Here is a 24,885-nt window from a genome sequence, read left to right as displayed (position 1 = left end):
TGGGACGCCCGACGAAACCACGGCCGCTCCGTTGTCGATCGTGTTCTCTACCCGGATTTATCAGGCGAGCGGTCCTCTGTGGGTGTATGCCAGACCAGTTCAGTGTCGACGGCGACGTGGCCATCGTCACGGGTGCCTCGCGCGGAATCGGCCGCGCGACGGCAGAAGCGTTCGCCGCCGACGGGGTCGACGTGGCGATCTGCTCGCGAGACGAATCGGAGATCACGACGGCCGCCGACGAGATCAGCGAAGCCCATCCGGGGGACGCCGTCGGCGTCGCCTGTGACGTACGCGACGAAGACGCGGTGTCGGCGCTCGTCGGTGCCGCCGTCGACGAGTTCGGCGGCCTCGACGTGCTCGTCAACAACGCGGGCGCGTCGTTCATGTCGTCGTTTACCGACATCTCGCCCAACGGCTGGGAGTCGGTCGTCGACGTGAACCTCACGGGGACGTACAACTGCACGCAGGCCGCCGCGGACGAGCTGGCAACGGGCGGCGGGAGCGTCGTCAACGTCGCCAGCGTCGCCGGCCAGGACGGCGCGCCCTACATGAGCCACTACGCGGCGGCCAAGGCCGCGATCATCAACCTCACCAAGACGCTGGGCTACGAGTGGGCCGGCGACGGCGTCCGGGTCAACTGCGTCGCGCCGGGCTACGTCGCCACGCCGGGCCTGACCTCCCAGATGGGGATCGAGGCCGACGACGTCGACCGCGACGACCCGGACCGCAACGTCGGCACCAGCGACGAGATCGCCGACGTGGTCCAGTTCCTGGCCAGCGAGGGCGCGTCGTTCCTGACCGGTGAGACGATCACGCCGCGTGGCGTGCCGGACATCGAGGAGAACCCAGAACTATGAACCGAGACGTGTTCTTGCCCGTCGCAGCACAGCCCGGCGTCGACACGCTCGTCGAGATGAGTCAGCGCGCAGAATCGCTGGGGTACGACCGCGTCTGGCTCCCCGAGACGTGGGGTCGAGACGCGGTCACGACGCTGACCTGTATCGCCCGCGAGACCGAATCCGTCGGGATCGGGACCTCGATCATGAACGTCTACTCGCGGAGTCCGGCCCTGATCGGCCAGACCGCCGCGACGCTGCAAGAGGTCTCGGACGGGCGGCTGCGGATCGGGCTCGGTCCCTCCGGCCCGATGGTCATCGAGGGGTGGCACGGCGTCGACTTCGAGCGGCCGCTGCGCTACACCCGCGAGACGATCGACATCGTCAAGTCCGTCCTCGCGGGTGAGACCGTCGACTACGACGGCGACATCTTCCAGCTGTCGGGGTTCCGGCTTCGCTGTGAGCCACCCGAGCCCGTGCCCGGCATCGACGCCGGTGGGCTGGGTCCCAAATCCGTCGAACTCGCCGGCCGCTTTGGCGACGGCTGGCACGCGCTGATGACGACGAAAGACGGACTCGAAGATCGGCTCGAAGACTTCGAACGCGGCGGCGACCTCGGGGACCGCGACCGCAGCGAACAGCGCGTAACGCTGTCGCTGCCCTGCTGTGCGCTCGACGACGACGTGGAGGCCCGTCGGCTGACCCGCCAGCACATCGCGTTCTACGTCGGCGGCATGGGCACCTTCTACCGGGACGCCCTGGCCCGCCAGGGGTACGAGGACACCGCTCACGAGATCGCACAGGAGTGGGCCGGCGGCGACCACGAGGCGGCCATGGACGCGATCGACGACGACCTGCTCGACGCGCTGGCGGCGGCTGGCACGCCCGAGCAGTGTCGCGAGCGGTTCGCGAGCTTCGCGGACATCGACGGCGTCGACGCCGTCTCGGTCTCGTTCCCGCGGGCCGCAGACCCCGAGCAGATCGACGCGACCCTCTCTGCACTGGCACCCGATTGACCGGGGTCGAGGACGAGGCCGCGACCACCGCCGAGCGACCCACACCGCGGAACCGTGCCGGATGGCGCTCTCGTTACTCGACTGGCAACGCCGACGTGTCGATGCCGCCGCGACGCCCGTCGAGCACGTCGAAGCGCTCGCCGCGGCGTCGTTCGAGCCAGTAGAGCAGTCGCTCGGCCCAGTCGAGCTTGCGCCGCTTCTCGGCGCTGACCGACGGGTCGTCGAACGACCAGCCGGGAAAGACCAGCGTGGCCCCACCGAGGTGGTCGGCCAGGAACGCCGCCCGGTCGCCGTCGGTGAAGCCGCCGAAGTTCGCCACGCCGTCGGCGGGGGCGGCCTGGGTCGTCGGGAGGACCGCCGCCGGGTCGCACTCGGGCACCGTCGACTCGACGAGTCCGAGGTTGTCCCCGTGAGCGTGGATCGCGACCGGCGTCCCGCCGTTCGTGAGCCGGACGACTGTCTCGGAGTGTTTGTCCAGATCCGTGACCACGCAGTCGACTTCGACGCCCGCCGCCAGGAGTCGATCCGCTGCCGTCGACGCCGCGACGACCGCGTCGGCCTCGGCCGCGAGGTCGATGTCGTCGTACAGCGACGGCCCACCGCCAGCGACGGCGACCGTCCGTCCCGCCAGATCGATCGACTCGGGATCGAGGGTCGAGGCTCCGGCCAGCAGCGCCGCCAGTCGGTCCCTGGCCCGCTCGTCGCCAGCCCGCGGATAGCCAAAGTCCGACAGTATCGCCTCGTAGACCGGGTTCCAGTGGTGGTAGTCCATAGCTACTGCTATCGAGTTCGTGTCGGGATAAACCGTAGTTTGAGCCGAAATGGCACGACCGTGTACCCCTACCCGGGTGCCCTTTCGGCCTTCATCCGTCCTTTCTGGGGCATTGGGTATAAGTTTTCTCTTACTATACGTCGTTTGCTATCCATTCCATCACGTCGCCGACCCGGCCGCTGTCGTCCAGCGTCGCCGCGAGACGGGTCAGCGAACGCGGTGTGCCAAAGAGAACCACGGTCGACTCGCCGGCGATTCGGACGCTCGTGTCGGCGGCGGCCGCTGCCAGTGACTTGCGGCCGGCGGGGTCGAGGCCGGTGATCCGGAAGGCCCTCGTCGTCCCGTTCTCGGGGTCGAAGTCGGCGTCTACTGCCTCGACGTGGCGGGCGACCTCCGTGCCGTTCGTCACGTCCAGTTCCTCGACGCCCAGCGACGCCTCACGCAGGGGCGAGCCAGCGAACGCGTCGCCGATGCGGGCGGCGTCCAGCGTCTCGGCCACGTCGTGGGTTCGGACGACGTGTGCGCCGCGGTCGATCGCCATCGACGTGGCGGCCAGCGACACCGGCAGCGCCTCCTCGGTGGAGCGATCGGCGAGCGACCGCAAGAAGTTCTTGCGGTTGATCGAGACCAGGATCGGTCGGTCCAGCGCTCGGAACTCCCGCAGTCGTCGGAACGTCTCGCGATCGTTCGCGAGCGTCTTCGCCTCGGACCAGCCGCCGAAAGCGGGGTCGACGATCGTCTTGTCCGTCAGCCCGTTTTGCCCCAGGGCCTCGTACACCTGATCGACGTAGTCGGCCTGCTGGGCCCACGACGGAGAGTTGCGCGCCGCCCAGTCGGTCTCCTCGACGGCCCCCGGCCGTTCGAGGTCCGGCGGACTCGCCATCTTGCCGACCGCCACGTCGTACTCCCGGCAGATCCGTGGCATCTCCGGGTCGGCGAAGCCACAGATGTCGTTGACCATGTCGAAACCCGCCTCGATGGCCGCCTCGGCGACCTCGTGATAGCGGGTCTCGATCGAGAAGATCGCGTCGCCGCTCACCGACTCCATGGTCTGGATGGCCGTGTCGAGCCGGTCGAGTTCCTGCTCGGCCGAGAGCACGTCGAATCGCTTGTTGGCCGACTCCAGGCCCACGTCTACGATGTCCGCGCCCTCGCCGACGAGTTCCTCCTCGACGTAGGCGGCCGCTTCGTCGTGGTCGTCGAACACGCTGGGGTCGTACGGCGACTCCCGGCTGACGTTGAGTACACCCATGATCCGGGTGGGGTGGTCGTCACCGATCCCGAGTCCGGCGGCGTCGACGTTCTGCATGGCCCAACTGAGGCTTCACCACTCAAAAACGGCCCGCTTGCGGCGGTCCGTTCGCGCCGTCCGATTCGCTCCCTGACCAGTCGCTGGTGCCCCATCGTACGGGTCATTGTCGGTCGTTACCGGATCGACCGCACGACGACGTGTGGCCGACCTGGCAAACAGCGGCAATACTCCGTATCACTCCCCGAAGATGTCCGATACGTCCACGTCCGTCCGTGCCCGGGTCCCACCGGGCAGTCGGTCCCCACACTCCCGGCAGAAGTCGTACCCGGCCGTGTTCTCGGTCCCGCAGGACGAACACAGGCCGGGGTATCGCGAGTGGTCGGCCTGGAGCAGGCTCGAATACTGCGCCGGCACCACCGGCCGACCGCCGCGCTGGGGCTGCCTGCGGGCTCGCCGCCGCCACAGCACGACGGCGACCAGTCCAGCGAGAAGCGCCAGTCCGACCCAGAGCGGGTCCATACGCCTACTTTGGGGTTCGGTCAGAATAAGCACTGTGCCGACGAGGGTCGGCATCGCGCCGCTTTTATCCGCTCCGGGCAAACGCACTACATGGGCAAGGTCAACATCGGACTCCGAGGGTGGCGCTTCGACGAGGACGAGGTCTTCGACGACGACGACGGCCGCGTCAGACCGCTCGGGGTGATGGACGAGGACACGAAGGCGCGCGTGCTGCGGCTGACCGAACGGCTCTCGGACCCCTGTGACGCCTGCTGGCTCCAGTACGGACAGGACGACCCACAGCAGTGCTCGCCGGCCGAGGTGATCTACGGCGAACCCCGCGGCGAGGTGATCCTCTGTAGCGACCACGAGACCGACTTCGTCTACTGGTTCCGCGAGGTCGCCGACGAGGAACTGATCGGGACCCGAGACCTGCAAGACGCGTTCCACGGCTGGTTCGCCGACGGCGGTCGCGCCCCCGAAGCGTACGCGGGCGTCGAACACGTCGACGAGGACCCAGACGGCGTCCCCGAGACGCCGGACCCCCACGAGGAACTGCCCGGCATCGAAGAGGAGATCGAGCGCGTCGCCGACGAGGATCTGGAGGCGCTCGACATCGACTTGGACGACCTCGACGTATGAGTTCGGTCGCTGTCGCCGTCGTCGACGCCGAGACGCCGGGCAACGTCGGGACGATCGCTCGCTCGATGAAGAACTTCGGGCTCGACGAGCTGCTGTTGATCGATCCGCCGGAGCTCCCTCGGGAGAGCGAGGCCTACGGCTACGCCGGGCAGGCACGCGAGGACGTTCTCCCCGAGGCCCGAGAGATCTCGTTCGACGAGCTCGTCACCGAGTACCACACCGTCGGCTGCACCGCGATCACGAACGAAGACGGGAGCAAGCACGTCCGGTACCCCTTCGTGACGCCCCGAGACCTCGCCGACGACCTTGCGGGCCTCGACGCCGACACCGCGATCGTGTTCGGCCGCGAGCGAGTCGGGCTCACCAACGACGAGATCGAACGGCTCGACCAGGTCTGTTCGATCCCCGCCAGCGAGGAGTACCCCGTGCTCAACCTCGGGCAGGCGGCGACGATCGTCCTCTACGAACTGCGGTCACTGACCGTCGAGGACACGCAGCTTCCGGACCCGACCCACGACCGGGCCGCCCAGCCCGAGATCGAGGGGCTCCACGAGCAGTTCGCCGGCTTCCTCGACGCGATCGACCACCCCGAGGAGAAGCGGGCGAAGACCCGGCGGCTGTTCCAGCGGCTGATCGGCCGCGCACATCCGACCGGCCGCGAGACGACGACGTTGCGAGGGCTGTTCCGGCAGGCGAGCCAGCGGCTCTCAGACGAGGAGTGACGCCGACCCCGGCCGCCTACGACGGTGCCTGCTGTCCGGTCTCTTCGAGCACGCCGTAGGTGTCGCGCAGATAGCGAACCACGTCCCGAGAGATCGAGGGCTCGTAGGTCCAGAACCCCTCGTAGACCTCCGGGTCGGTCTCTCGGACGACGAGGGTGCCCGTCCGGTCGGTGCGGCCGTCCCCGTCGTACGTGACGAACCACGACGCTTCGATCTCGGTCGAGGAGTCGGGGTGGATCGTCACGTTCGGGCGGTCGACGGTCGGCACGACGTCTGGGACGCCGTAGATGTGTACGTCGACGCCCGCGTCGGCGATCCGGTGCATCACCCGCCGGGATCGCTGGCTCTCCCAGTAGCGCGAGAGGTGCTGAAAGCCCGCGAGCAACTGTCCGCCGCCGGTCTGCCAGGCCGTCATCTCGATGGCCGTGCTGGCGTCGATCAGGAACTGCTTCTCGACGCCGCGCGCGCCGAAGATCCGCTCGTGGAGCGCTTCGAGCACGTCCGGTCCCCGGCGCGTCGCGAACGGGTCGTCGTCCGCGTTGGCCGTCTCGACGCCGCTTGCCAGCTGTGAGAGCGGCGATGACGCCATCTGGACCGGCCCCCGGTGTAGCAGCGCCACGTCTCTGGGGTTCTCGGACGCGAGCTCGGTCTCGCGAACGTCGATGTCGATATCCTCGAAGAACGCGCGGACGGTTTCGAGCCGGTCGTCCGGGCTCTCTCGGTTGCAGACGGTCAGCGTCGGACGGTCGCTGTCGACCTGCTCGATCAGTTCGGACAGCGAGTCGAACGCGAGGTCCGTCGTCGGGCCGGTCGGCTCGGACGTGCCGGAGGCCGGCGTCGCGGGCTGGGGAACGCCGAGTTCGCCCCGAGGCGCGGTCGAGATCGGGACGGACGCCCACTGTCGTCCGCCGTCCAGGCCCTCGACGCGGACTTCGAGGCCGTCGGCCCCCTCTCGGGTGTAGACGACGCCGTCGACCAGCGCCTCGACCTGGCCCAGGTCCGTCTTGCTGAACGAGTTCTCGTGTGCCGTCAGCACGGCGAACCCGGAGCGCTCCTCGACCAGCCGCGACAGCGAGTGGACGAACCGAATCGTCTGATCGACGTCGGCGTTGAGCGCCAGCGTCGTCAGCGAGAGGACGCCGATTCGATCGACGCTGCCGTCCCGGCCCTCGCCGAGCGCGTCGAGGAGGTCTAAGACGGCACTCCCGACGTTGCCAAGCTCCGCCGGCATCGACACGTGGCGAGTCCACTCGTTGTCCGTCGCCTCGCCGTAGGCGTCGCCGGCCGAGTCGACGATGCCGACCGCCGGTGAGGAGCCGTCCAGCGCGCTCTCGTACTCGGCGCGCAGGGCGGCCGTGCTACTGTCCGTCGAGACGAGCACGGTCGTATCGTCGTCGGTGGCCCCGTCGGCGAGGAGTCTGAGTGCGAGTCGTCGCTTGCCCGCCATCGGCGGGCCGACGCACAGCAGCGTCGTCCCACCGGGGACGGAATCGATTGGCAGGCGGCCCCCGGTGCGTACCATGCACAAACCTATGACGCCCAGTGTATACAAAACCCACGGTCAAGGCACCGGTCGAACCACTGCTAAGCCGCTGAATACGCTTATCTACGCCCGTTTCTGGATCTCTTCTCGCAGCACGTCACTGACAACGTCGCCGTCGGCTTTCCCGCGGAGTTCCCCCATGCACTCGCCCATCAGCGCCGAGAACGCGCCCATGCCCTCCTCGGCCACCTGCTCGTCGTGGCGCTCGACGACCGTCGAGACGGCCGCTCGGACCTCGTCCTCGCCGGCACTGCCCAGCCCGGCGGCCTCGGCGGCCTCGGCCGCGTCCATGCCGGGCTCCTCGGCCAGCGCCGTCAGCAGCTCCGGCACGCCCTCTTTGGCCAGTTCGCCGTCGGCGACCAGCTCCAGCGTCGCACGGAAGTGGTCGTCGGTGAGATGTGCGACGGGCACGTCGTCCCGGCGCAGTTCCGTCACCGTCGACGCCAGGGTCTGTGCGGCCAGCGTCGCGTCCGCGCCCCGATCGACGGCGTCCTCGAACAGCCGCCATCGCTGGCCGTACGCGACCTGCTCGGCCAGCCCGGCGTCGAGGCCGAACTCGGACTGGTAGCGGTCGACCTTCTCGGTCAGCAGTTCCGGCGTCTCGACCTCGCTCTCGTCGGGCGTCACCGGCGGCACGTCTGTCTCGGGGTACATCCGCGCCGCGCCCGGCAGCGGACGGAGGTACCGAGACGTGGCGTCGTCGTTGGCGTCCCGGGTCTCCTCGGGCACCCGGTCGAGGGCGGTCTCGGCCCGCTCGGCCGCAGCCTCGATCGCCAGCTCGGCGGTCTCGGGGTCGTCGGCGACGATGACGACGGCGTCCTCGGGGCCAGCATCGACAGCTTCCCGCAGCGCAGCGACCTCGTCCTCAGTCACGCCGTAGGCCGGCAGTTCGTCCGTGTGGAAGATGCCGCCGGCACCGTGACGCTTGGCGTGGTCGGACAGTTCCGTTCCGAGGCGGCGATCCGGCTGGATCTCGCGGCCGACGAGGCCGTCGAAGCCCGAGAGCCGGACGGCCTGCACGACACCGCCCGAATCGAGCGCGCCGCGGATCACACCGGAGTCCGTGTCCTCGAAGACCGCCGTCACGTCCTGTGGGTCGCCCACGCTGGCTCCGCGTTCGTTCAGCTCGTCCCTGATGTCCAGCAGTTCGACCTGCCGGCGGACTTCGTTGCGGACGATGTCGTCGATGTCGTCGAGGCTCTGGACGCCCTTGAGTTCGATCCGGGCCCCGTCGGCGATCGAGACGTTCACGTCCTGGCGGATCGTCCCCAGTCCGCGCTTGACCTGTCCGGTCGAGCGCAGCAGCATACCGATGCGCTCGGCCGCCTCGCGGGCCTGGGCCGGCGAGCGGATGTCGGGCTTGGTCCCGATCTCGACCAGTGGAATCCCCAGCCGATCCAGCGAGAACCGGACGCCAGCGTCGGTCTCCTCGACGCGCTGGGCCGACTCCTCTTCGAGCAGCATGTCCTCGATCCCGACCGACCCCTCGCTGGTCGAGATCTCGCCGTCGTTGGCGACCAGCATCGAGCGCTGGAACCCCGAGGTGTTCGAGCCGTCGATGACGATCTTGCGCATCACGTGGACCTGATCCGCGACGTTCATGTCCAGTAGCTGGGCGATCTCCAGGGCCACGTCCATCGCCTCGCGGTCGACGCGGTGTGGCGGCTCGTCGTCTTCCTCGACGAGACAGGTCGTGTCGTAGGCCAGATACTCGAACTCGCGGTCGACCATGCTCTCTTCGAGCGCGGCGTCGTCGATCTCGCCGAGTTCGCTCTTGGTCGGGTGGAGGTAGCGAGTCAGCGACCGCGTCGACTCCTCGGGTTCCCGGATTCGGGTCGGACACTGACAGAACAGCTTCGTCGCCGTGTCGAGTTGCTGGTGGATCTCCAGACCGGCCACCAGCCCGAGCTCTTCGTAGTCGTACTCAGTCATTAGTGGGCGGTCCGAGCCCCACCCGCAAAAAACGCACCGTTGTCGGCCGGTCCGGGACCGAGCGGCCGCCGGGTGGCTGGGTGTCACTTTTGATCGTCGAGCCCGTGATACGGGTATGGATCGCAGGCTCGTCGCCGTTCTCGCGGCGGTACTCCTGGCGGGCTGTGGCGGCATCGCGACCTCCGACGGCGGCACCGAGACGCTCACGCCGGCCCCGGTCCCGGAGCCGGCCGACGCGACGACAGAGACGGGGGCACTCCCGCCGGGCGTCACCGGGAACGGCGTCGCGAACGTCGACCGGCTCACTGCCGCACATCAGCGCGCGACGGCCGACCAGTCGTACACCCTCACGACGGAGCGGTCGACGAGCCGCCAGAGGGCCAACGAGACCCTCGACACGCGACAGGTCGCCCGGGTCGCCAACGAGTCGACGTACGCCTACTGGACGAACGAGCGCGTCGTCTGGGACGAGAGCCGGGCTCGCTACTTCGACAACTACTCCGAGTTTCAGGACCCCGACGGCCGGTACGTTCGCTACACCGAACTGGACGGCGAGACCCGACAGCGCCAACTCGGCTCGACGGCCCCGCGTCCCGAACTCGACAGGGAGGCGACGGTCGCCATCGAGCGGTTCCTGACCATCGACAACGCGACCGTCAGCGTCCTGCGAGACGACGGCGAGCGCCACTACGAACTACGGGGCGAGCAGCGAACCTTCGTCACCGAGCGCCCGATCCGGAACGTCTCGGTCAGCGCGGTGATCAGACACGACGGGCTCGTGCGGTCGCTCTCGGTGCGCTACTGGCGGGGCAACAGCGACTGGGGCGAGTTCGTTCGCTACTCGTTCGCGTACGAACGGCTCGGGACGACGACCGTCGAGAAACCGTCGTGGGTCCGGACGAGCGACTGATACGGACGGTTGTAGGCGTTTACCCAGTCGACCCCACGACGGCGTGCGGTCGATCTGGTAAAGACCTACAACGTTCCGTATGATACCGCCAGCCGTACCTTCGCGCGGGTATTCGCCACCCCGGGGTGGCGACGTTCGTCACGGCTGTCCAGCCGGCAGTACGAACCGCCAATCGGGGGACGAAGGCCCGCCTCGCTAGCCGTCCCCGAGAATCACGCGCTCGGTCATCTTGGCCGGATCGAGCACGTCGTCGGCCTCCGACTCCGAGAGATACCCCTCTTCGACGACGACCTCCTTGACCGTCTTGCCGTCCGCGAGGGCCTGCTTGGCGACCTTGCTGGCCTTGTCGTAGCCGATCGCCGGGTTGAGCGCCGTCGCCAGCGCCATCGACTGCTGGACGCGCTCGGCGCAGTGCTCCCGGTCGGCTTCGAGTTTCGCGACGAACTTCTCGGCGAAGACCTCGCTGCCGTTGGCGATGAGACGCGCCGACTGGAGGAAGTTGTTGGCCAGGATCGGCTTGTAGAGGTTGAGGTCGATCTGGCCCTCGGCAGCGCCGGCAGAGACGGCGGCGTCGTTGCCGACGACCTGCTTGTGGACCTGGTTGACGGCCTCGGCGACGACGGGGTTGATCTTGCCGGGCATGATCGAAGAGCCGGGCTGGTTCTCCGGCTGGTCGATCTCGCCGAGACCGTTGCGCGGGCCGGAAGCGAGCAGGCGGAGGTCGTTGGCGATCTTGTTGAGGCTGCCGGCGACGGTCCGGAGCGCGCCGTGGGCCTCGCTCATGGCGTCGTGTGCGGCCTGTGCCTCGAAGTGGTTGTCGGCCTCTCGGAAGTCGATCCCCGTCTCCTCGCTGATGTACTCGGCGGCTCTGGCGGGGAACTCGGGGTGGGTGTTCAGGCCGGTGCCGACGGCGGTGCCGCCGAGCGCCAGCTCCGAGAGGTGATCGCGCGTGTGCTTGACGCGAGTGATCCCCTTCTCGACCTGGGCGCGATAGCCAGAGAACTCCTGGCCCAGCGTGATCGGCGTCGCGTCCTGGAGGTGGGTGCGGCCGGTCTTGACCACGTCGTCGAACGCCGACTCTTTGTCCGCCAGCGCGTCACGCAGCGTCGACAGCGCGGGCAGCACGTCCTTCTCGACGGCCTCCAGTGCGGCGACGTGCATCGCCGTCGGGATCACGTCGTTGCTCGACTGGCCGTAGTTGACGTGGTCGTTGGGGTGGATCGCCCGCGTCCCAATCTCGCCGCCCGAGAGCTCGGTCGCGCGGTTGGCGATGACCTCGTTGGCGTTCATGTTCGAGGACGTTCCCGACCCCGTCTGGAACACGTCGACGGGGAACTGGTCGTCGTGCTCGCCGTCGACCACTTCGTCGGCGGCCTCGACGATGTACGCCGCCGTCTCGCTCTCGACCGTGCCCAGGTCCTCGTTGGCCCGCGCGGCGGCCTTCTTGACGATGCCCAGCGCTCGGACGAAGCGTCGACCGAAGGTCTCCTCCGAGATCGGGAAGTTCTCGACCGCGCGCTGGGTCTGTGCGCCCCAGTACGCGTCGGCCGGCACCTGCATCTCTCCGAGGCTGTCGCGTTCGGTCCGGAACTCGTCGCTCATGACACGTGAAACGTCGCCCCGGTCGGCGTAAAACCCACCGCTTTCACGCTCGCGCCAGCGGTTGCGGGGGCGTCGCCGCGACTCGAACCCGCCGGGGAAAAAGATGGTCAGGCCCAGTCGTCCAGCCCGGTCTGGACGACGCTGGCCTCGATGCGCTCGAAGGCGCGCGCGACCTCGCCTTCGTCGACCTCCCACTCGCCGGTGACGTACTGGCGGGCGGCGTCGAGGTCGGGGTTCACCGCCAGATCGAGGTCGTAGTCGTCCGTGACCGCCGGATCGAGGAACAGCTCTCGAATGCGGTCGCCGTGTTCGACGTGGGCGTCGCGGGCGTCGAGCGCGCCCCAGAGGTCGCCGTGTTCTCGCACGAGCTTGATCGCAGTCTTCGGCCCGACACCGTCGATGCCGGGGTTGAAGTCCGTCCCCATCAGAATCGCGGCGTCGACCAGTTGCTCCCAGGTGATGCCGTGGTGGTCCAGCGTCGCCTGGAAGTCCATCAGTTCGGGGTCGCCGCTGCTGGTGAGTTGGCGCAGCGTCAGGGGCGCGCCCAGCAGGAGCGCGTCGTAGTCTTCGGTCCCGACGTAGTCGACGGCGTTCTGGCGTGCCATGTGAGCGGCCTGGGCCTCGCCCTCTGCGGGCGCGTCGACGACGGGCACGTCCAGCCGTGCCAGCACCTCGCGCGTCGTCGTCAGGATCGTGTCGGTCAGGCGCTGTGTCTGGGAGTCGAGTCGGGCGACCGCCTCCGAGTCCCCGCGCTCGCGGGCCGCTTCGAGTTTCTCCTCGCGGGCCTCGCGGGCCTCGCGGCGCTGCTCGACCTCGTCGTCTTTGAGCTCCGTGACGCCGCCGTCGAAGACGAAGACCGGCGTCAGGTCGTGTTCGAAGAACTTCGGGAGCCCCTGGACGACGCCGATCAGGTTCGCCACCTCCGTCCCGTCGCTGGTGGTGTACTTCTCGTCGCTGGTGAACCGCACCGTGGTCGTGAGATACCGATAGAGCCAGTTGTGGGCGTCGACGGCGACGACGCTGTCACTCAGCTCCTCGAAGGGAACGTCTTCGAGCGACGCCAGCGATCGTAGGTCTGCGTTTCCCATCGCACCGAGGTAAGTGCGAGCGGGGTTTGAATGGTGGTGGTCGGCGTCGTCGGTCCCACACGGGATTTATTATCGTCCGGATCGGTACCGAATCGTATGGCGACAGACACACTGCGTCGCTACCAGGATTCGGAGTACACCGGGACGAATCGGTGCGTGCCGTGTACGCTGGTCAACAGCGCCATCGGGATCCTGCTGAGTGGGGGTATCGGTGCGGCCGGGGCGATCTGGGCGACGCCGGCCGTCGGGGTCGCTGGCGCGGGCGTCGTCCTCCTGGTCTCGGCTGTGAGTATCTACTTCAAGGGGTATCTCGTACCGGGAACGCCCGCGTTGACCAAGCGGTACTTCCCGCCCTGGCTACTGGAACTGTTCGGGAAGGAACCGGCAGGGGCCGCGGCGGGCGTCGCGAAGTCGACCGCCGACCCCGCCGTCAGAGCGGAGACCGAAGAGCCGGCGGAGATCGACCTAGAAACGTACCTGGTCGAGGCCGGCGCGCTCGAACCGTGCCGGGGCGGCGAGGACCTCTGTCTCACCGACCCGTTCCAGGCCGAGTGGAACGGGGCGATCGAGCGGATTCGGGACGCGGACGTGGGGCGGGAACGCCTGCCGGCGCTGCTCGACACCACGGCCGAGGAGGTGACCGTCGAAGAGCACGGCTCGGCGTTCCGCGCCCGCGTCGACGGCCAGTACGTCGGCACCTGGGAGTCCCGCGGCGCGTTCGTCGCCGACATCGCCGCGGCGGAGGTGCTGGGCGAGTGGCTCGACGACTGGGAGAGCGTCCCCGTCACGCACCGGGGCCAGTTGCTCAACGGTCTCAGGCTCTTCCTGACGACGTGTCCCTCGTGTGGCGGAGCGCTCGCCTTCGGCACCGACACCGTCGAGTCCTGCTGTACGACCCACGAGGTGGCCGCCGTCTCCTGTGAGGACTGCGAGACGCGAGTCTTCGAATCAGACCCCGTCGGGTGACGGGACGGCGACAGTCGCCGGTGGATCGGCACCGCGACGGTCGTCGAGAAAGGCGACTTCTTCGGGACTGAGGTCACGTTCGCGGTAGCGTTCCAGACCGGATCGGTAGCGCGCTGGCGACCGGTCGCCGGGCCACGCGAGCACGAGTTCGGCGATGCCGGTCGTCTCGCCGGTGTAGGCAAAGCCCGCGCGGTAGCCGGCCTCGTAGGCGAAGGGGTTGTTGACGGCGATCCGAAGCGAGTCGTACCCGCGGTCGGCGGCCCGAGCGCGCGTAAACGAGAGCAGTCTGGGACCGATCCCCTCGCCGCGGCGATCCTCGCGGACCGTGACGTAGCGCAGCCAGAGGGTCGTCTCGTCGGTACGGTCCTCGTTGAACGCGACCGCAGCGACGATCTCGCCGTCCTCGCGTGCGACACTCTTGCCGGTAGCGGACATGACGAACTTGCCCGCGTAGCTGAACGTCCGGTAGTCCAGTTCGAGCGTCGGGCCGTCCGGCGGCCACCCCAGCAGGACGAACTCCATACCGACGCCTCGGCGGGGAAGCGAAAGAGTCCGGCGGTCCGGGGCGGCTACAGGTCCCGCGAACGGTGGATGTTCCGGAGCGTGCCGCCACACTCCTCGCAGGTACGGTCGGTCGTCGACTGCCGGCGCTGGCCGCAATCGAAACATTCGTACAGTTCTTCTTCTGTCGTCGTGGTACTCGGGCGCATATTCGCCGATACGAAGTCCAATCTAATACCCTCTCCCCTAGAACACATTATATGATACATATTCAGATCCGTCGAGGATCGAACGTGCGGTCACGTTCGACGATACGGTCAAGCGGCTGGGCCGAGACGGGCCGGTATGCACGGCGATGTTGCGGTCTTCGATCGGTTCGCCTGGGCGTACGACCGGCTGATGCCGTCGGCGGACGCGGGTGCGCTCGCGGCCGGACTCGCCGAGGCCGACAGAGACGTGGACCGCGTCGTCGACGTAGCCGGCGGCAGCGGTCGCGCACTCAGAGCGGTCTCGGCCGGTGAACGACTCGTCGTCGACGCCGCCCGTGGGATGCTCCGGCAGGCCACGCGCCACGGGCTGGCGACCGTCCAGGGCGACGCGGCGGCGCTGCCACTCGCAGACGACAGCGCCGACGCGGTGACGATCGTCGACGCCTTGCACCACCTCCCGGACCGCGACGGGGCGATCCGCGAGGCCGAGCGCGTGCTCGCACCGGGCGGGGTCCTCGTGGTGGCAGAGTTCGATCCGTCGACGATCAGGGGGCGGGGACTGGTCGCCACAGAACACCTGGTCGGCTTCGCCTCTCGCTTCGACACGCCCGAGCAGCTCCACCGACGGATGGCCGCCGCGGGGCTGGAGCCGGTGCTCGTCGAAGACGGGTTCGGCTACGTCGTGGCCGGCGTCCGTTCGACGGCGTGACGAAACGGGAGAACAAAGACGGTGGAACTCCGAGACGCGGGTATGTCAGTCTCCTCGTCGGTCGGCCGGCGCGTCGATCCGGAACTGTCGATGGTCCTGCTCGCGCTGGGAGACGTGCTCGCGGTGACGATCTTCGTCGGCATCGGCGAGATCACCCACGGTGTCAACCCGATCGCACAGCCCGGCCGCGTCGCGGGAACGCTCGCGCCGTTCCTGATCGGACTCGCCGTCGTCACCGTCGGTGGCGGGCTCTACACGCGAGACGCGATCAGGTCACCGGGGCGGGCGGTCTCGCTGATCGTGCCGGCGTGGATCGTGGCAGTCGTCGTCGCCCAGTTGCTCCGGGCGACGGCCGTCTTCCCCGGTAACGCCGCGATCACGTTCGCGATCGTCTCGGCGATCGTCGGGGGAGTCCTGTTGCTCGTGTGGCGTGCCATCGCGTCGGTGGTGCTCTGATACCGCTGGCTGTCACGATCGTCGCCACTCCGTAGCGCCGAGCGGCGACACGGCGGTCGCTCGTCAGTGTGAGTGACGAGACGGTGTGTGTGTGAGAATCGTCCCCGATCGAAACGGTCTGTGGCCGGCGATCGGCTGGTCCCGTCGTTTCGGCGGGGACGCGTACAGCGGTGTCGTGCCCGTGGTGAGTGCCCCGTTCCGGAGGGACCGCGTGCCACGCGACCGGTCTACTGGAGCGTGCCTACGTCGAGTGCCACCGTCGACTGGATCCACGCCTGGTGGTTCTCCCGGTCGTAGATCACGAACTCGTCGTCACCGATAGTGAGTTCGGCGTATCGCCGAGTCTGCTCGTCGGTCGTGGCGTCCGTCACGTCGTCCGTGGCATTCGTGCTCATAGGTATCGAGGGGAGCAGTAGGATGTGCCTCTGTCCCTCCGTTCTCCGGTTGCAGACGGGATCCCTTAAGCACGACCCCCTAGTTATCACGTCAGATAATTCACTGTCTGACCGGCTCCCTTCGATACGCTCCGAGTATCAGCGTAGATATCTCGCTATAGTAGCTATTGAAAATCAATGCACACCCGATCGCACGACTACAGTGCGATCGATGTGTAAATCGTTTCATACGGACGGTTGTAGGCGTTTACCCAGTCGACCGCACGACTGCGTGCGGTCGATCTGATAAAGACCTACAACTTTCCGTATCAATTGTCACTATAGGCAGTGGTTGATCCCCGCCACGGCAACGGCGTTCGTGACACCAGCCAGCGTCGGGACGACGACGGCAAGTGAACCTCTCCCAACAGGACTCATACGGATTATTGTAGCGATTTACCGGTGATCGTCGCCACGGAGTAGACGATCACCGGTAAGCAACTACAATAAACCGTATCAGGCTTCGACGGTTTGGGGCCTGAGACACACGTTCTCGATCAGGTAGCTATTCATAAGTTATGAATTGAATTTGCAATGGCGACGAGAGAAGTATCGAATGCCTATAGAGACGATAATTCAGTAATTATGCGAAACGCTTATACGTGTATTCGTCATACCAGTAATCACATTCATGACGGGATACTACGATCTTGTACTCGGTCTCATTCCGGTCGCGCTCGCAGGCATCTCCGGCACACTCGTGATCGGTGGCATCCCGTTGACCACGGCGATTCCGATGGCGTCCGTCGTCGCGGTCGGCCTGATCGGACACGCGATGTTCGTCCGTGCGCCGGTCGACTCGCCGCCGGCGACCGCGAACGGATCGGAGTCGGCACAGATCGCAGACTAGGTCCCCGTCGCCGCGACGTTTTCTTACCCCCTCGCCTCGAAGGAGGTCGTATGTCCGCTTCCGACGAACCGACGCTGTTCCTGACGAGTGACGACATCGACGGACTCGCGACGATGGCGGAGTACGTCGAAGCCGTTCGCGACGGCTATCGCGACCGGGGCCACGGCGCGCCGGCCCGGCCCAGAACGACGCTGTACGCCGACTCACCGGCCGGAATGCTGACGGGGTACACGGCGATCTTGCCGACGGTGGGCGCGATGGGTGGCTACACCTACGCCGCCGGTTTCGGCGGGGAGGACGCTCACTTCGTGTTGCCCCTGTTCGACGCCGAGAGCGGCGATCCCCTCGCGGTGTTCGACGGTGCGTCGCTGAACCCTTTCAAGACCGGAGCGACCGGCGGCGTCGCGATCGACGAACTCGCCCCGCCACGCGCGGACGACCTCGCTCTGTTCGGGAGCGGAGCGCAGGCGCGCGCACAGCTGAAGGCCGCCGCCGCGGTCCGAGAGCTGGAGCGCGTGGAAGTGTACTCCCCGACCGCCGACAGCCGGATGTCCTTCGCGGCCGAGATGAACGAACAGCTCGACGCGGCCGTCGCGGCCGTCGCGTCGCCGTCGGCGGCCATCGAGGGCGCGGACATCGTCGTGACGGCCACGAACGCCAGCGAACCGGTGTTCGACGGCTCGGAGCTGGAACCGGGCACCCACGTGACAGCGATGGGCCAGTACCACCCCGAGAAACGTGAGGTCGACGCGACGACGATCGAGCGGGCGACGTACGTCACGGACCTCCGCGAGCGGGTCACGAACGACGCCGGTGCGTTCATTCGCGCCGTCGAGGAGGGCGTCGTCGACGAGGACCACGTCCACGCCGAACTGGGCGAGATCGTCGCCGGCACGGCGCGAGGTCGGACCAGCGACGACGAGATCACGCTGTTCGACAGCGGCGGGACGGCCATCGAGACGGTCGCGGCCGCACAGATGCTGCTGGAGCGAGCGCGCGGGCGCGGGCTCGGCGAGGAGATCGAGTTCGCGCCGGCCAGCGAAGCGCTGACGGGACGCTAGAAGTACGGTGCCAGCCCGAGCGCGTCGATCAGCGTCAGGCCGCTGAGGAGTGCGCCGACGAGGTACCCGCCGATGGTTCCGCCGTTGAGCAGCGGGAGGCCGGCGTGTGCCCGTCCTTTCAGCACCATCCGCATGAGGACGGCGAGCCCGACGAACGATCCGACCATCGCAGTCAGGGCCGGCAGCGGAATCGACAGTACTTCCGGCGTCCCCTCGCTCGCGAAGTGGGCGGCACTCGCCACGAGCACGGTCGGGATCACCACGTCGCCCAGACCGATGAACAGGGCGTCGCGTTCGAGCGGGCCTTCCTCGGCGACCCCCTCGACGGAGTCGTCGCCGTCGGCGTCGGCGGCTACGTCACCGTCGGTGACCGGCGTGGCCGCCGTGTCGTCGTCCGCGGCGCTCCCGTCGTCTTCGGCACTCGTCTGGGCCGTCGCGTCGGGGGTGTCGCTGTCGAGAAACGAGTACGACAGCGTCAGCGGAATGACCAGCACGACCGGCACCTTCAGGTCCATGACGCCGTTCGCAAGCGTCAGCATGTGTTCGGTCCCGTAGACGCTGATCGCGTCGTAGACCGCGAGCACGGTCAACAGGAGCAACGCCGGTAAGACGCCGAAGCTGATGCCGAACAGTCCGGCTCCCGCCGCTCCCATCAGCGCCCCGGCGGTGTCGATGACGTACCACTCTGGGTAGACGTACAGGCCGACGCCGATAGCGACCGCGCCGACGAGTGCGATGGCGTTGATCCCCAACACCAGCGGTGCGGGCGGGACGAGGACGCTGAAGACGTACAGCGAGAGCCAGGCACCGGAGCCGACCACCAGCAATCGGATCAGCTCGTCGACGCCGAGTTTGAACGCCGCGAGCATCACGCCGGTGGCGACGAGGATGGCGACGACGTAGTAGATCGTGTTCGTCGGGTCCTGGGGGTTCTCGACCGGGTCGTACACCTGGTCGAACGGTTCGACCAGCGCCAGAGCGCCCAGCTGGACGAACAGGAAGATCGCGACGACGATCCCGAGCCCCAGAACGACGCGCTTTCGCTCCTCCATGCCCGGGACTCCGTCGCCGCAGGTATGAGGATTTCGGAGCCTACCGGGCGTACAGCCGCTGGCCGACCAGCGTCGGGAGCCGCACCTCGTCGTCGGGCGTGACGGCGACGTAGGGGTTCTCGACGGGACCGAACACGTCGACCACCGAGCCGGCAGTCGCGAGGTCCTCGGTCACGACCTCCGTGCCAAAGCCGGGGTAGTCGTCGTCGCCCGAGCGGACGATCGCCAGCCCCTGTGCGATCCGGACGACCTCGCCGACGCGTTTCATGCCCGCAGGGCCTGCAGGTACGCCGCGACGGCACCCAGCAGGTCGCTCTTGGTCGCGTCGTCGGCGTCTTTCACGAGGACGCGTCCCCGCGGTTCGTACTCGCGGGGATACGTCTTCTCGCGTTCGATGACGGCGTCGTAGCCGACCTGCTGGACTGCCTTCGCGATCTCGTCGACCGTCGGCTCGGAGACGGCCTGTTCGCGCGAGACACGCCGGCCCTCGTTGCGGGACAGCGCCGCGTCGAGCGCGGCCGGCCAGATGACGTTCTCGACCATACGTGCAGTGGCCGCGTGGGCCTTATGAGCCTTTCCGACGGACGCCGAGTGCGAGCGTCGCGACGAGCGCCAGGACCGCGCCGACGAGGCCGAAGCCGGGACCGCTCCCGTCTGTCGTCACCGTGGCACTCTCGGTCACGATGTCCGGCGTCGCGCTCTCGGTAACGGTGTCGGACGTCTCGCTTTCGGTGATCGTGTCGGGCGTCGCGGACTCTGTCGTCGCTGGCGTCTCGCTTGCGGTCGCCGTCTCGAAGGCCGCCGGATGGAACGCCTCGGCCATCGCCTCCAGCGCGAGGACGACGCGGGGGGCGGGCTGGCTCACGTAGTTGGCGTCGACGGAGAGCACCTGTTCCCGCTGGACGGCGGTCGTCTCGTTGTACGGCGCACCGGTCGGCTGGGCGGCGTCAGACGGGTAGACGAGCCACTGCGGGTCGCTGTCCGCGACGACCTCGGCGTTGATCGGCTGGTAGCCAGAGAGGCCCGCGTCCGCGGCGACGTTCTGGCCGCCCGCGGTCTCGATCAGGTCGTGGATGTGCGTCTCGTTGCCGGTGGTGTACTGGTAGAAGTAGTAGAGGACGCGCGGCCGATCGCGATCCGAGACCGTCTCTCGGACGGCCTCGACGCGTTCGTCCATCTCCGCGACGGTCTGGGTCGCGCCCTCGCAGTTACCGGTGAGCCGACCGACCGTCTCGGTGTTGTTCGCGATGTCGTCCAGGCTCGTCGCCAGCGGGAAGTGATACACCGTCAGTCCCGCGTTCCGGAGCTGGTCGACGGTGTCGCTGCGCGTCGCGTTGGCCGCCAACACGAGGTCCGGGTTCGCCCCGACGACGGCCTCCACGTCGGTCGTGCCGTCGTCGTTGGTCACGTCCGTTCGGTTCCCGGTGTCGTTCAGGTACGCCGTGTTGGCGTTCCGGGGCATACCCACGACCTGGTCGCGCGCGCCGATCTCCCACATCGTCTGGGCGTCGCTGGGCTGGAGCGCGACGACCCGGTCTGGCGCGCTGTCGAGGGTGACCTCCGTGCCGGTCGCGTCGGTCGTCGAGTGAGGGAACTCACAGCCGTCGCTCTGTCCATCGCTCGTGGTCGCCGTCACCGGGACGGCGACGGCAGAGAGCACGAGCACTGCCGCGAGCGCCATCGCACTGAGTCGTCTCATCGTGTTGTCCCGTCCGGGCGAACACAATAAGTTCTTGTCTATCCCAACTGTGGTTGGAACCGTGTCGTCTCGTCACTGGCTCGTCTTCTCGCTGCTGTCCGCGATCTTGCTGGCGACGGTACTGACGAGTGCGACGATCGGGCCGGTCTCGATCGACCTGCCGACGGTCGCGAGGGCGGCGGCCAACGCCGTCGGCGTCCCGGTCGGCCTCGCCCTGGAGAGCGAGCACGCCGGACTGTTCGGCGTCGAGTTCTCGCTTCCCGTCCCGTCGGTCGAGTACCGCTACCCCTTCGCCTTCGACGTGCCGGAGACCAGCGAGACGATCGTTCGCCAGATTCGCCTGCCGCGGATCGTCCTCGGTGCCGTCGTCGGCTTCGCGCTGGCGGCTGCCGGCACCGTCATGCAGGGGTTCTTCCGGAACCCGCTGGCGGACCCGTCGATCATCGGCGTCTCGTCCGGGGCAGCCGTCGGCGCGGTCGCCGCGATCGTCTTCGCCGTCGCGCTCCCGCTTCCCGCGATGGCGTTTGCCGGCGCGTTGCTGGCCGCCTTCGGCGTCTACGCGATCGCGACCCAGAACGGCGAGACGCCGGTCGCGACGCTACTGCTTGCCGGCGTCGCCGTCCAGACGTTTCTCGGCGCAGTCATCTCCTACATGCTCGTCCAGTCGGGCGAGAGCCTCCGCGAGGCGATCTTCTGGCTGATGGGCCACCTCCACAACAGCACCTGGGCGGAGGTCGAGGCGACGCTGCCCGTGGCCGTCCTCGCCGTCGGCGTCCTCTACGCTTACGCCCACGATCTGAACGTCCTGCTGATGGGCGAAGCCGACGCCCACGCGCTGGGCATCGAAGTCGAGCGAACCAAGCGGATCTTGCTCGCGCTGGCGAGCGTCGTCACCGCGGCCGCGGTCGCGGTCACGGGCGTCATCGGCTTCGTCGGGCTCGTCGTTCCCCACGTGATGCGCCTGCTGGTCGGCCCCGACCACCGGATTCTCCTGCCGACCAGCGCGCTCGCTGGCGCGTCGTTTCTCGTCGCCGCCGACACGCTCGCCCGCAGCGGCGCGGCGGAAGTACCGGTGGGGATCGTCACCGCCGCCATCGGCGCGCCCTTCTTCCTGTACTTGCTCCGGCGACGGGAGGTCCACACCGTATGATCGAGGTCGAATCCGTAGACGTGTCGCTGGGGGACACAGAGATATTGCGTGACGTGTCGCTGCGGGTTCCGGCCGGCGAGTTCGTCGGACTCGTCGGTCCGAACGGCGCGGGCAAGACGACGCTGTTGCGCACGGTCAACGGCGCGATCGATCCCGACGCGGGGCGGGTCCTCGTCGACGGGGATCGGATGAGCGATCTCTCCTCGCGAGCCGGGAGCCGCCGCGTCGCGACGGTTCCTCAGGACACCGGAACGCGGTTCGCGTTCAGCGTCGAGGACGTGGTCGCGATGGGCAGGACCCCGCATCGCTCGCGCTTCGGTTCCGACGACGGCGGGGACGCCGTCGAGCGCGCGCTCGAACGCACGTCGATCGCGTCGTTTCGCGATCGGCGGATCAGCACGCTCAGCGGGGGCGAGCGCCAGCGGGTCTTCGTCGCCCGCGCGATCGCTCAGGAGGCCCCGGCGCTCGTCCTCGACGAGCCGACGGCCAGTCTCGACGTGAACCACGCGACGCGGACGCTCTCGCTCGTGTGCGAGCTCGTGGCCGACGACCGGGCCGTGCTGGGAGCGATCCACGACCTGGAGGCCGCCGCACGCTTTTGCGATCGCCTGGTCATGCTCGCGGACGGCGAGGTCGTCGCGTCGGGCGCGCCGGCCGACGTGCTCACGGCAGACGCACTGGCGACGAGTTTCGACATGGAGAGTGTCGTCACGCGAAACCCCGTCACGGGAGCGCCGACGGTGACACCGCTGTCGGACACCGGCGACGAGCGGCGGTCCGTCCACGTGCTGGGTGGCGGACGCGTCGGTGCGGCAGTCGTCGCGCGCCTCCACGCTGCCGGCTTCGAGGTCACTGCCGGCCCGGTGCCGGAGGGAGACGAACTGCTCGGCGTGAGCGAGCGACTGGACGTTCCGACCGAGACCGTCCCGCCGATGTCGGCGCTGGACGGGTCGACGCTCGCAGCGACGGGCGAGCGGATCGACGACGCCGACGTGACGGTGCTCGCCGACCTCACGCTGACGCCGGACGGGGGACTGCTCGACCTCGCCGCGGAGGCGGGGCGGACCGTCGTCGTCGAGGAGCGACCGCTCGACGAGCGCGACCGCGCTGGCACGGACCAGCGGCGTCGCTACGAGCGGCTCCGCGAGCGAGCGACCACGAGCGGGCTTGACGACGTGGCGGCGACCGTGCGGTCGGTCGAGGCAGACGCCGGCCGACGCGTTAGCCGTCGAGAGATATAGACTTACATGGGGCGACCTGCAAGCGTCGGACGCTATGGTCAACAAAGCCATCGTGGGGATTCTCGTCCTCATCGTCCTGACGTCGCTCGGCGTCGGGGTGTTGATCGGGACGCAACTCGGTGGCGGTGACGCGACAGCGGTCCCCGATACCGACGCCAGTGACGGCTCCGCCACGGGGGGTGGCGGTGACGCCACGACGTCGACAGCGACAGCCTCCAACGAGACGGCGACGGCCGTCGAATCGACGGAGACGGCGACCGCGACCGCGACGCCGGTGCAGACGACGGTCCCCGCCCACGAGTTCGACAGCGAAGCGATCGAGCGAGAGGTACTCGCAGCCATCAACGAGAAGCGCGCCGAACAGGAAATTGAGACGTTCAGGAACGACACCACCACCTGGCAGCGGCTCCGGACGATGGTCCGATCCCACAGCCAGGCGATGGCCCAGGAGCGGAGTGTGACGTTCTCGGCCGGTGGCAACAGTAGCTCCGACCGGTACGAAAACGCGGGCCTGTACGGTCGATGTCAGTATCAGGACCCCGAGACCGGCGACATCATCCGGCCAACCAACAAGTTCCAGGCCGTCGGAACCACGGTCGCCGGCCAGGCCTACCAGGAAGACGGACAGCGCCGGTTCAACGGGAACGAATCACAGGTCGCGACGGCGCTCGTCGAGAACTGGTTCGACTCGTCGACCTACCGACCGTCGCTGATCAACAGGGGCGTCGAGTTGCTGGCCGTCGGCGTCACTGTCACCGACGACGGCAGGGTGTACGCGGCGACGGCAATCTGCGAGTAGTCGGCCGCTCTCGCCCGCGAACCGCCATCGATCCCTTTTGTCTGCCCGTGACACGTCCAGGAGTCGCCGCCGAGTCGCGACCCGACCCACCGACAGTGTTATGTGGTAACGACACACATGGCCAGACGGTAACGACAGATGACTACCTCAGGAGTCGACTGGATGGAGCCCAACGACGGCGACATCCTCGCGACGCTTTCACGGACGGGACCGGAGTACGGGCCGGTGATCGCGTACCAGCTCGGCATGGACAACACACAGTTCGAGCGGTACTGCGAACGGCTCGCGGCCAACGACGTGCTCGAACGGGTCTCGGAGGAGCCGCTGTATCGGTTGACCGCGCGCGGACAGCGGCTGGTCGATCGGAGTCCCGAGTCTGCCAGGGACCGACTCCCAGTCGAGTGAGCCTCCGTTCGTCGCCAGATTACGCTTCCTTCCGCTCCCAGAGGACCAGCGCAGTCATCGTCTGGACGGGCGCTCCCTCGTCGTTCGTGGTTTCGATCGCGACGTGAACGAGGCCGCGGCTCTCGTCCCACGGTTCGGTCTCGACGATTTCCGTCTCGACGGTCAGAACGTCGCCCGGCTCGACCGGATTTCGCCAGCGGAGCTCGTCGACGCCGGCCGCGCCGAGCGCGCGGGACGACGCGATGTACTCGTCGACGAGCAGTCGCATCGTCATGGCGGCGGTGTGCCAGCCGCTCGCGACGAGCCCACCGAACATCGACTCTCGGGCCGCGTCGGCGTCGGTGTGAAACGGCTGTGGATCGTACTGCTCGGCGAACGAGACGATCTCGTCTTCGGTGACCTCGTAGCGACCGAACGACTCCGTGTGCCCGACCGTGAGCTCCTCGAAGTACTCCATATCCGGAAGAGAAACCGCCGGGAAAAAAAGCCACCCTGTCGACGGTCACCCCTCGGGTGAGAAAGCTCGTCGCGAAGAGAGCG

29 protein-coding genes are annotated in these 24,885 nt (G+C 68.0%); 14 read left to right on the top strand and 15 right to left on the bottom strand.

Annotated elements, in window-relative coordinates:
- Positions 1–86: 86 nt before the first annotated feature.
- A complete protein-coding gene (locus HALKA_RS0111995; protein ID WP_018258222.1) occupies positions 87–857 on the top strand; it encodes an SDR family NAD(P)-dependent oxidoreductase in 771 nt (256 codons plus the stop codon).
- On the top strand, positions 854–1,852 hold the full coding sequence (locus HALKA_RS0111990) for a TIGR04024 family LLM class F420-dependent oxidoreductase (protein ID WP_018258221.1): 999 nt from the start codon (positions 854–856) through the stop codon (positions 1,850–1,852). The genes HALKA_RS0111995 and HALKA_RS0111990 overlap by 4 nt, the downstream gene beginning before the upstream one ends.
- Positions 1,853–1,925: 73 nt before the next feature.
- Here the strand turns inward: HALKA_RS0111990 and HALKA_RS0111985 are convergent, their stop codons facing one another.
- From HALKA_RS0111985 to HALKA_RS0111975, 3 genes are all read right to left on the bottom strand, one after another.
- Complete coding sequence (locus HALKA_RS0111985) at positions 1,926–2,624, bottom strand: 6-hydroxymethylpterin diphosphokinase MptE-like protein (protein ID WP_018258220.1); 699 nt, start codon at positions 2,622–2,624, stop codon at positions 1,926–1,928.
- Between the two features lie 133 nt (positions 2,625–2,757).
- A complete protein-coding gene (gene folP, locus HALKA_RS0111980) occupies positions 2,758–3,933 on the bottom strand; it encodes a dihydropteroate synthase (protein ID WP_018258219.1) in 1,176 nt (391 codons plus the stop codon).
- Between the two features lie 177 nt (positions 3,934–4,110).
- On the bottom strand, positions 4,111–4,395 hold the full coding sequence (locus HALKA_RS0111975; protein WP_018258218.1) for a DUF7577 domain-containing protein: 285 nt from the start codon (positions 4,393–4,395) through the stop codon (positions 4,111–4,113).
- 90 nt (positions 4,396–4,485) lie between these two features.
- On the opposite strand from HALKA_RS0111975, the gene HALKA_RS0111970 reads away from it, so the two are divergent.
- Together HALKA_RS0111970 and HALKA_RS0111965 are read left to right on the top strand one after the other, a co-directional pair.
- Positions 4,486–5,016, top strand: a complete 531-nt coding sequence (locus tag HALKA_RS0111970; RefSeq protein ID WP_018258217.1) for a DUF8114 family protein — start codon at positions 4,486–4,488, stop codon at positions 5,014–5,016.
- Complete coding sequence (locus tag HALKA_RS0111965; protein WP_018258216.1) at positions 5,013–5,738, top strand: RNA methyltransferase; 726 nt, start codon at positions 5,013–5,015, stop codon at positions 5,736–5,738. The genes HALKA_RS0111970 and HALKA_RS0111965 overlap by 4 nt, the downstream gene beginning before the upstream one ends.
- 16 nt (positions 5,739–5,754) lie before the next feature.
- Here the strand turns inward: HALKA_RS0111965 and HALKA_RS0111960 are convergent, their stop codons facing one another.
- Positions 5,755–7,260, bottom strand: a complete 1,506-nt coding sequence (locus HALKA_RS0111960; protein WP_018258215.1) for a DUF7504 family protein — start codon at positions 7,258–7,260, stop codon at positions 5,755–5,757.
- An 84-nt stretch (positions 7,261–7,344) separates the two neighbouring features.
- Positions 7,345–9,213 (bottom strand): Glu-tRNA(Gln) amidotransferase subunit GatE, encoded by a 1,869-nt coding sequence (gatE, locus tag HALKA_RS0111955; RefSeq protein ID WP_018258214.1) that lies wholly within the window; start codon positions 9,211–9,213, stop codon positions 7,345–7,347.
- 115 nt (positions 9,214–9,328) lie between these two features.
- Between gatE and HALKA_RS0111950 the strand changes: the two genes are divergently transcribed.
- Positions 9,329–10,123, top strand: coding sequence for a hypothetical protein (locus tag HALKA_RS0111950; RefSeq protein WP_018258213.1), 795 nt, complete (start codon positions 9,329–9,331; stop codon positions 10,121–10,123).
- A 195-nt stretch (positions 10,124–10,318) separates the two neighbouring features.
- Here the strand turns inward: HALKA_RS0111950 and HALKA_RS0111945 are convergent, their stop codons facing one another.
- On the bottom strand, positions 10,319–11,725 hold the full coding sequence (locus tag HALKA_RS0111945) for a class II fumarate hydratase (protein WP_018258212.1): 1,407 nt from the start codon (positions 11,723–11,725) through the stop codon (positions 10,319–10,321).
- A gap of 107 nt (positions 11,726–11,832) precedes the next feature.
- The gene (gene fen, locus HALKA_RS0111940; protein WP_018258211.1) at positions 11,833–12,813 is read right to left on the bottom strand and encodes a flap endonuclease-1; all 981 of its coding nucleotides are present in this window, start codon (positions 12,811–12,813) and stop codon (positions 11,833–11,835) included.
- Between the two features lie 96 nt (positions 12,814–12,909).
- On the opposite strand from fen, the gene HALKA_RS0111935 reads away from it, so the two are divergent.
- Positions 12,910–13,779, top strand: a complete 870-nt coding sequence (locus tag HALKA_RS0111935; RefSeq protein ID WP_018258210.1) for a DUF8054 domain-containing protein — start codon at positions 12,910–12,912, stop codon at positions 13,777–13,779.
- On the opposite strand, the gene HALKA_RS0111930 is transcribed toward HALKA_RS0111935, so the two are convergent.
- Both HALKA_RS0111930 and HALKA_RS20995 read right to left on the bottom strand, forming a co-directional pair.
- A complete protein-coding gene (locus HALKA_RS0111930; protein WP_018258209.1) occupies positions 13,762–14,301 on the bottom strand; it encodes a GNAT family N-acetyltransferase in 540 nt (179 codons plus the stop codon). The genes HALKA_RS0111935 and HALKA_RS0111930 overlap by 18 nt on opposite strands.
- Before the next feature lie 47 nt (positions 14,302–14,348).
- Positions 14,349–14,489, bottom strand: a complete 141-nt coding sequence (locus tag HALKA_RS20995) for a rubrerythrin-like domain-containing protein (RefSeq protein ID WP_018258208.1) — start codon at positions 14,487–14,489, stop codon at positions 14,349–14,351.
- Between the two features lie 136 nt (positions 14,490–14,625).
- Between HALKA_RS20995 and HALKA_RS0111920 the strand changes: the two genes are divergently transcribed.
- Together HALKA_RS0111920 and HALKA_RS0111915 are read left to right on the top strand one after the other, a co-directional pair.
- Positions 14,626–15,198: a class I SAM-dependent methyltransferase gene (locus HALKA_RS0111920; RefSeq protein WP_018258207.1), complete on the top strand. Its 573-nt coding sequence runs from the start codon at positions 14,626–14,628 to the stop codon at positions 15,196–15,198.
- A gap of 42 nt (positions 15,199–15,240) precedes the next feature.
- Positions 15,241–15,654: a DUF3054 domain-containing protein gene (locus HALKA_RS0111915; RefSeq protein ID WP_026190290.1), complete on the top strand. Its 414-nt coding sequence runs from the start codon at positions 15,241–15,243 to the stop codon at positions 15,652–15,654.
- 227 nt (positions 15,655–15,881) lie between these two features.
- On the opposite strand, the gene HALKA_RS21435 is transcribed toward HALKA_RS0111915, so the two are convergent.
- Entirely contained in the window at positions 15,882–16,049 is a 168-nt protein-coding gene (locus HALKA_RS21435) for a DUF7331 family protein (protein WP_015763732.1), read from the bottom strand.
- A gap of 670 nt (positions 16,050–16,719) precedes the next feature.
- Here HALKA_RS21435 and HALKA_RS0111905 point away from each other — a divergent pair.
- Together HALKA_RS0111905 and HALKA_RS0111900 are read left to right on the top strand one after the other, a co-directional pair.
- Positions 16,720–16,938, top strand: a complete 219-nt coding sequence (locus tag HALKA_RS0111905; protein WP_018258205.1) for a DUF8015 family protein — start codon at positions 16,720–16,722, stop codon at positions 16,936–16,938.
- A gap of 50 nt (positions 16,939–16,988) precedes the next feature.
- The gene (locus HALKA_RS0111900; protein WP_018258204.1) at positions 16,989–17,999 is read left to right on the top strand and encodes an ornithine cyclodeaminase family protein; all 1,011 of its coding nucleotides are present in this window, start codon (positions 16,989–16,991) and stop codon (positions 17,997–17,999) included.
- Here HALKA_RS0111900 and HALKA_RS0111895 read toward each other — a convergent pair.
- From HALKA_RS0111895 to HALKA_RS0111880, 4 genes are read right to left on the bottom strand one after another with little or no spacing between them, the layout of a single operon-like run.
- On the bottom strand, positions 17,996–19,051 hold the full coding sequence (locus HALKA_RS0111895; protein ID WP_018258203.1) for a presenilin family intramembrane aspartyl protease PSH: 1,056 nt from the start codon (positions 19,049–19,051) through the stop codon (positions 17,996–17,998). The genes HALKA_RS0111900 and HALKA_RS0111895 overlap by 4 nt on opposite strands.
- 40 nt (positions 19,052–19,091) lie before the next feature.
- Positions 19,092–19,319 (bottom strand): H/ACA ribonucleoprotein complex subunit GAR1, encoded by a 228-nt coding sequence (locus HALKA_RS0111890; RefSeq protein ID WP_018258202.1) that lies wholly within the window; start codon positions 19,317–19,319, stop codon positions 19,092–19,094.
- Entirely contained in the window at positions 19,316–19,594 is a 279-nt protein-coding gene (gene srp19 / locus HALKA_RS0111885) for a signal recognition particle subunit SRP19 (RefSeq protein ID WP_018258201.1), read from the bottom strand. The genes HALKA_RS0111890 and srp19 overlap by 4 nt, the downstream gene beginning before the upstream one ends.
- Positions 19,595–19,616: 22 nt before the next feature.
- Complete coding sequence (locus tag HALKA_RS0111880) at positions 19,617–20,750, bottom strand: PGF-CTERM-anchored ABC transporter substrate-binding protein (RefSeq protein ID WP_018258200.1); 1,134 nt, start codon at positions 20,748–20,750, stop codon at positions 19,617–19,619.
- A gap of 61 nt (positions 20,751–20,811) precedes the next feature.
- Between HALKA_RS0111880 and btuC the strand changes: the two genes are divergently transcribed.
- The 4 genes from btuC (at position 20,812) to HALKA_RS0111860 (ending at position 24,345) form a co-directional block, all read left to right on the top strand.
- Positions 20,812–21,900: a vitamin B12 ABC transporter permease BtuC gene (btuC, locus tag HALKA_RS0111875; RefSeq protein ID WP_018258199.1), complete on the top strand. Its 1,089-nt coding sequence runs from the start codon at positions 20,812–20,814 to the stop codon at positions 21,898–21,900.
- Positions 21,897–23,141, top strand: a complete 1,245-nt coding sequence (locus tag HALKA_RS0111870; RefSeq protein ID WP_018258198.1) for an ATP-binding cassette domain-containing protein — start codon at positions 21,897–21,899, stop codon at positions 23,139–23,141. The genes btuC and HALKA_RS0111870 overlap by 4 nt, the downstream gene beginning before the upstream one ends.
- A 34-nt stretch (positions 23,142–23,175) precedes the next feature.
- The gene (locus tag HALKA_RS0111865; protein WP_018258197.1) at positions 23,176–23,940 is read left to right on the top strand and encodes a CAP domain-containing protein; all 765 of its coding nucleotides are present in this window, start codon (positions 23,176–23,178) and stop codon (positions 23,938–23,940) included.
- A gap of 138 nt (positions 23,941–24,078) precedes the next feature.
- A complete protein-coding gene (locus tag HALKA_RS0111860; RefSeq protein WP_245545391.1) occupies positions 24,079–24,345 on the top strand; it encodes a hypothetical protein in 267 nt (88 codons plus the stop codon).
- Positions 24,346–24,364: 19 nt separating this feature from the next.
- Here the strand turns inward: HALKA_RS0111860 and HALKA_RS0111855 are convergent, their stop codons facing one another.
- A complete protein-coding gene (locus HALKA_RS0111855) occupies positions 24,365–24,802 on the bottom strand; it encodes a MaoC family dehydratase (protein WP_018258195.1) in 438 nt (145 codons plus the stop codon).
- Positions 24,803–24,885: the final 83 nt, after the last annotated feature.

The organism is Halomicrobium katesii DSM 19301, assembly GCF_000379085.1.
In the GTDB taxonomy this organism is placed as follows: Archaea; Halobacteriota; Halobacteria; order Halobacteriales; family Haloarculaceae; genus Halomicrobium; species Halomicrobium katesii.
Note: the sequence above shows the minus strand (reverse complement) of the source record. Positions and strands in the feature narration are given on the sequence as shown.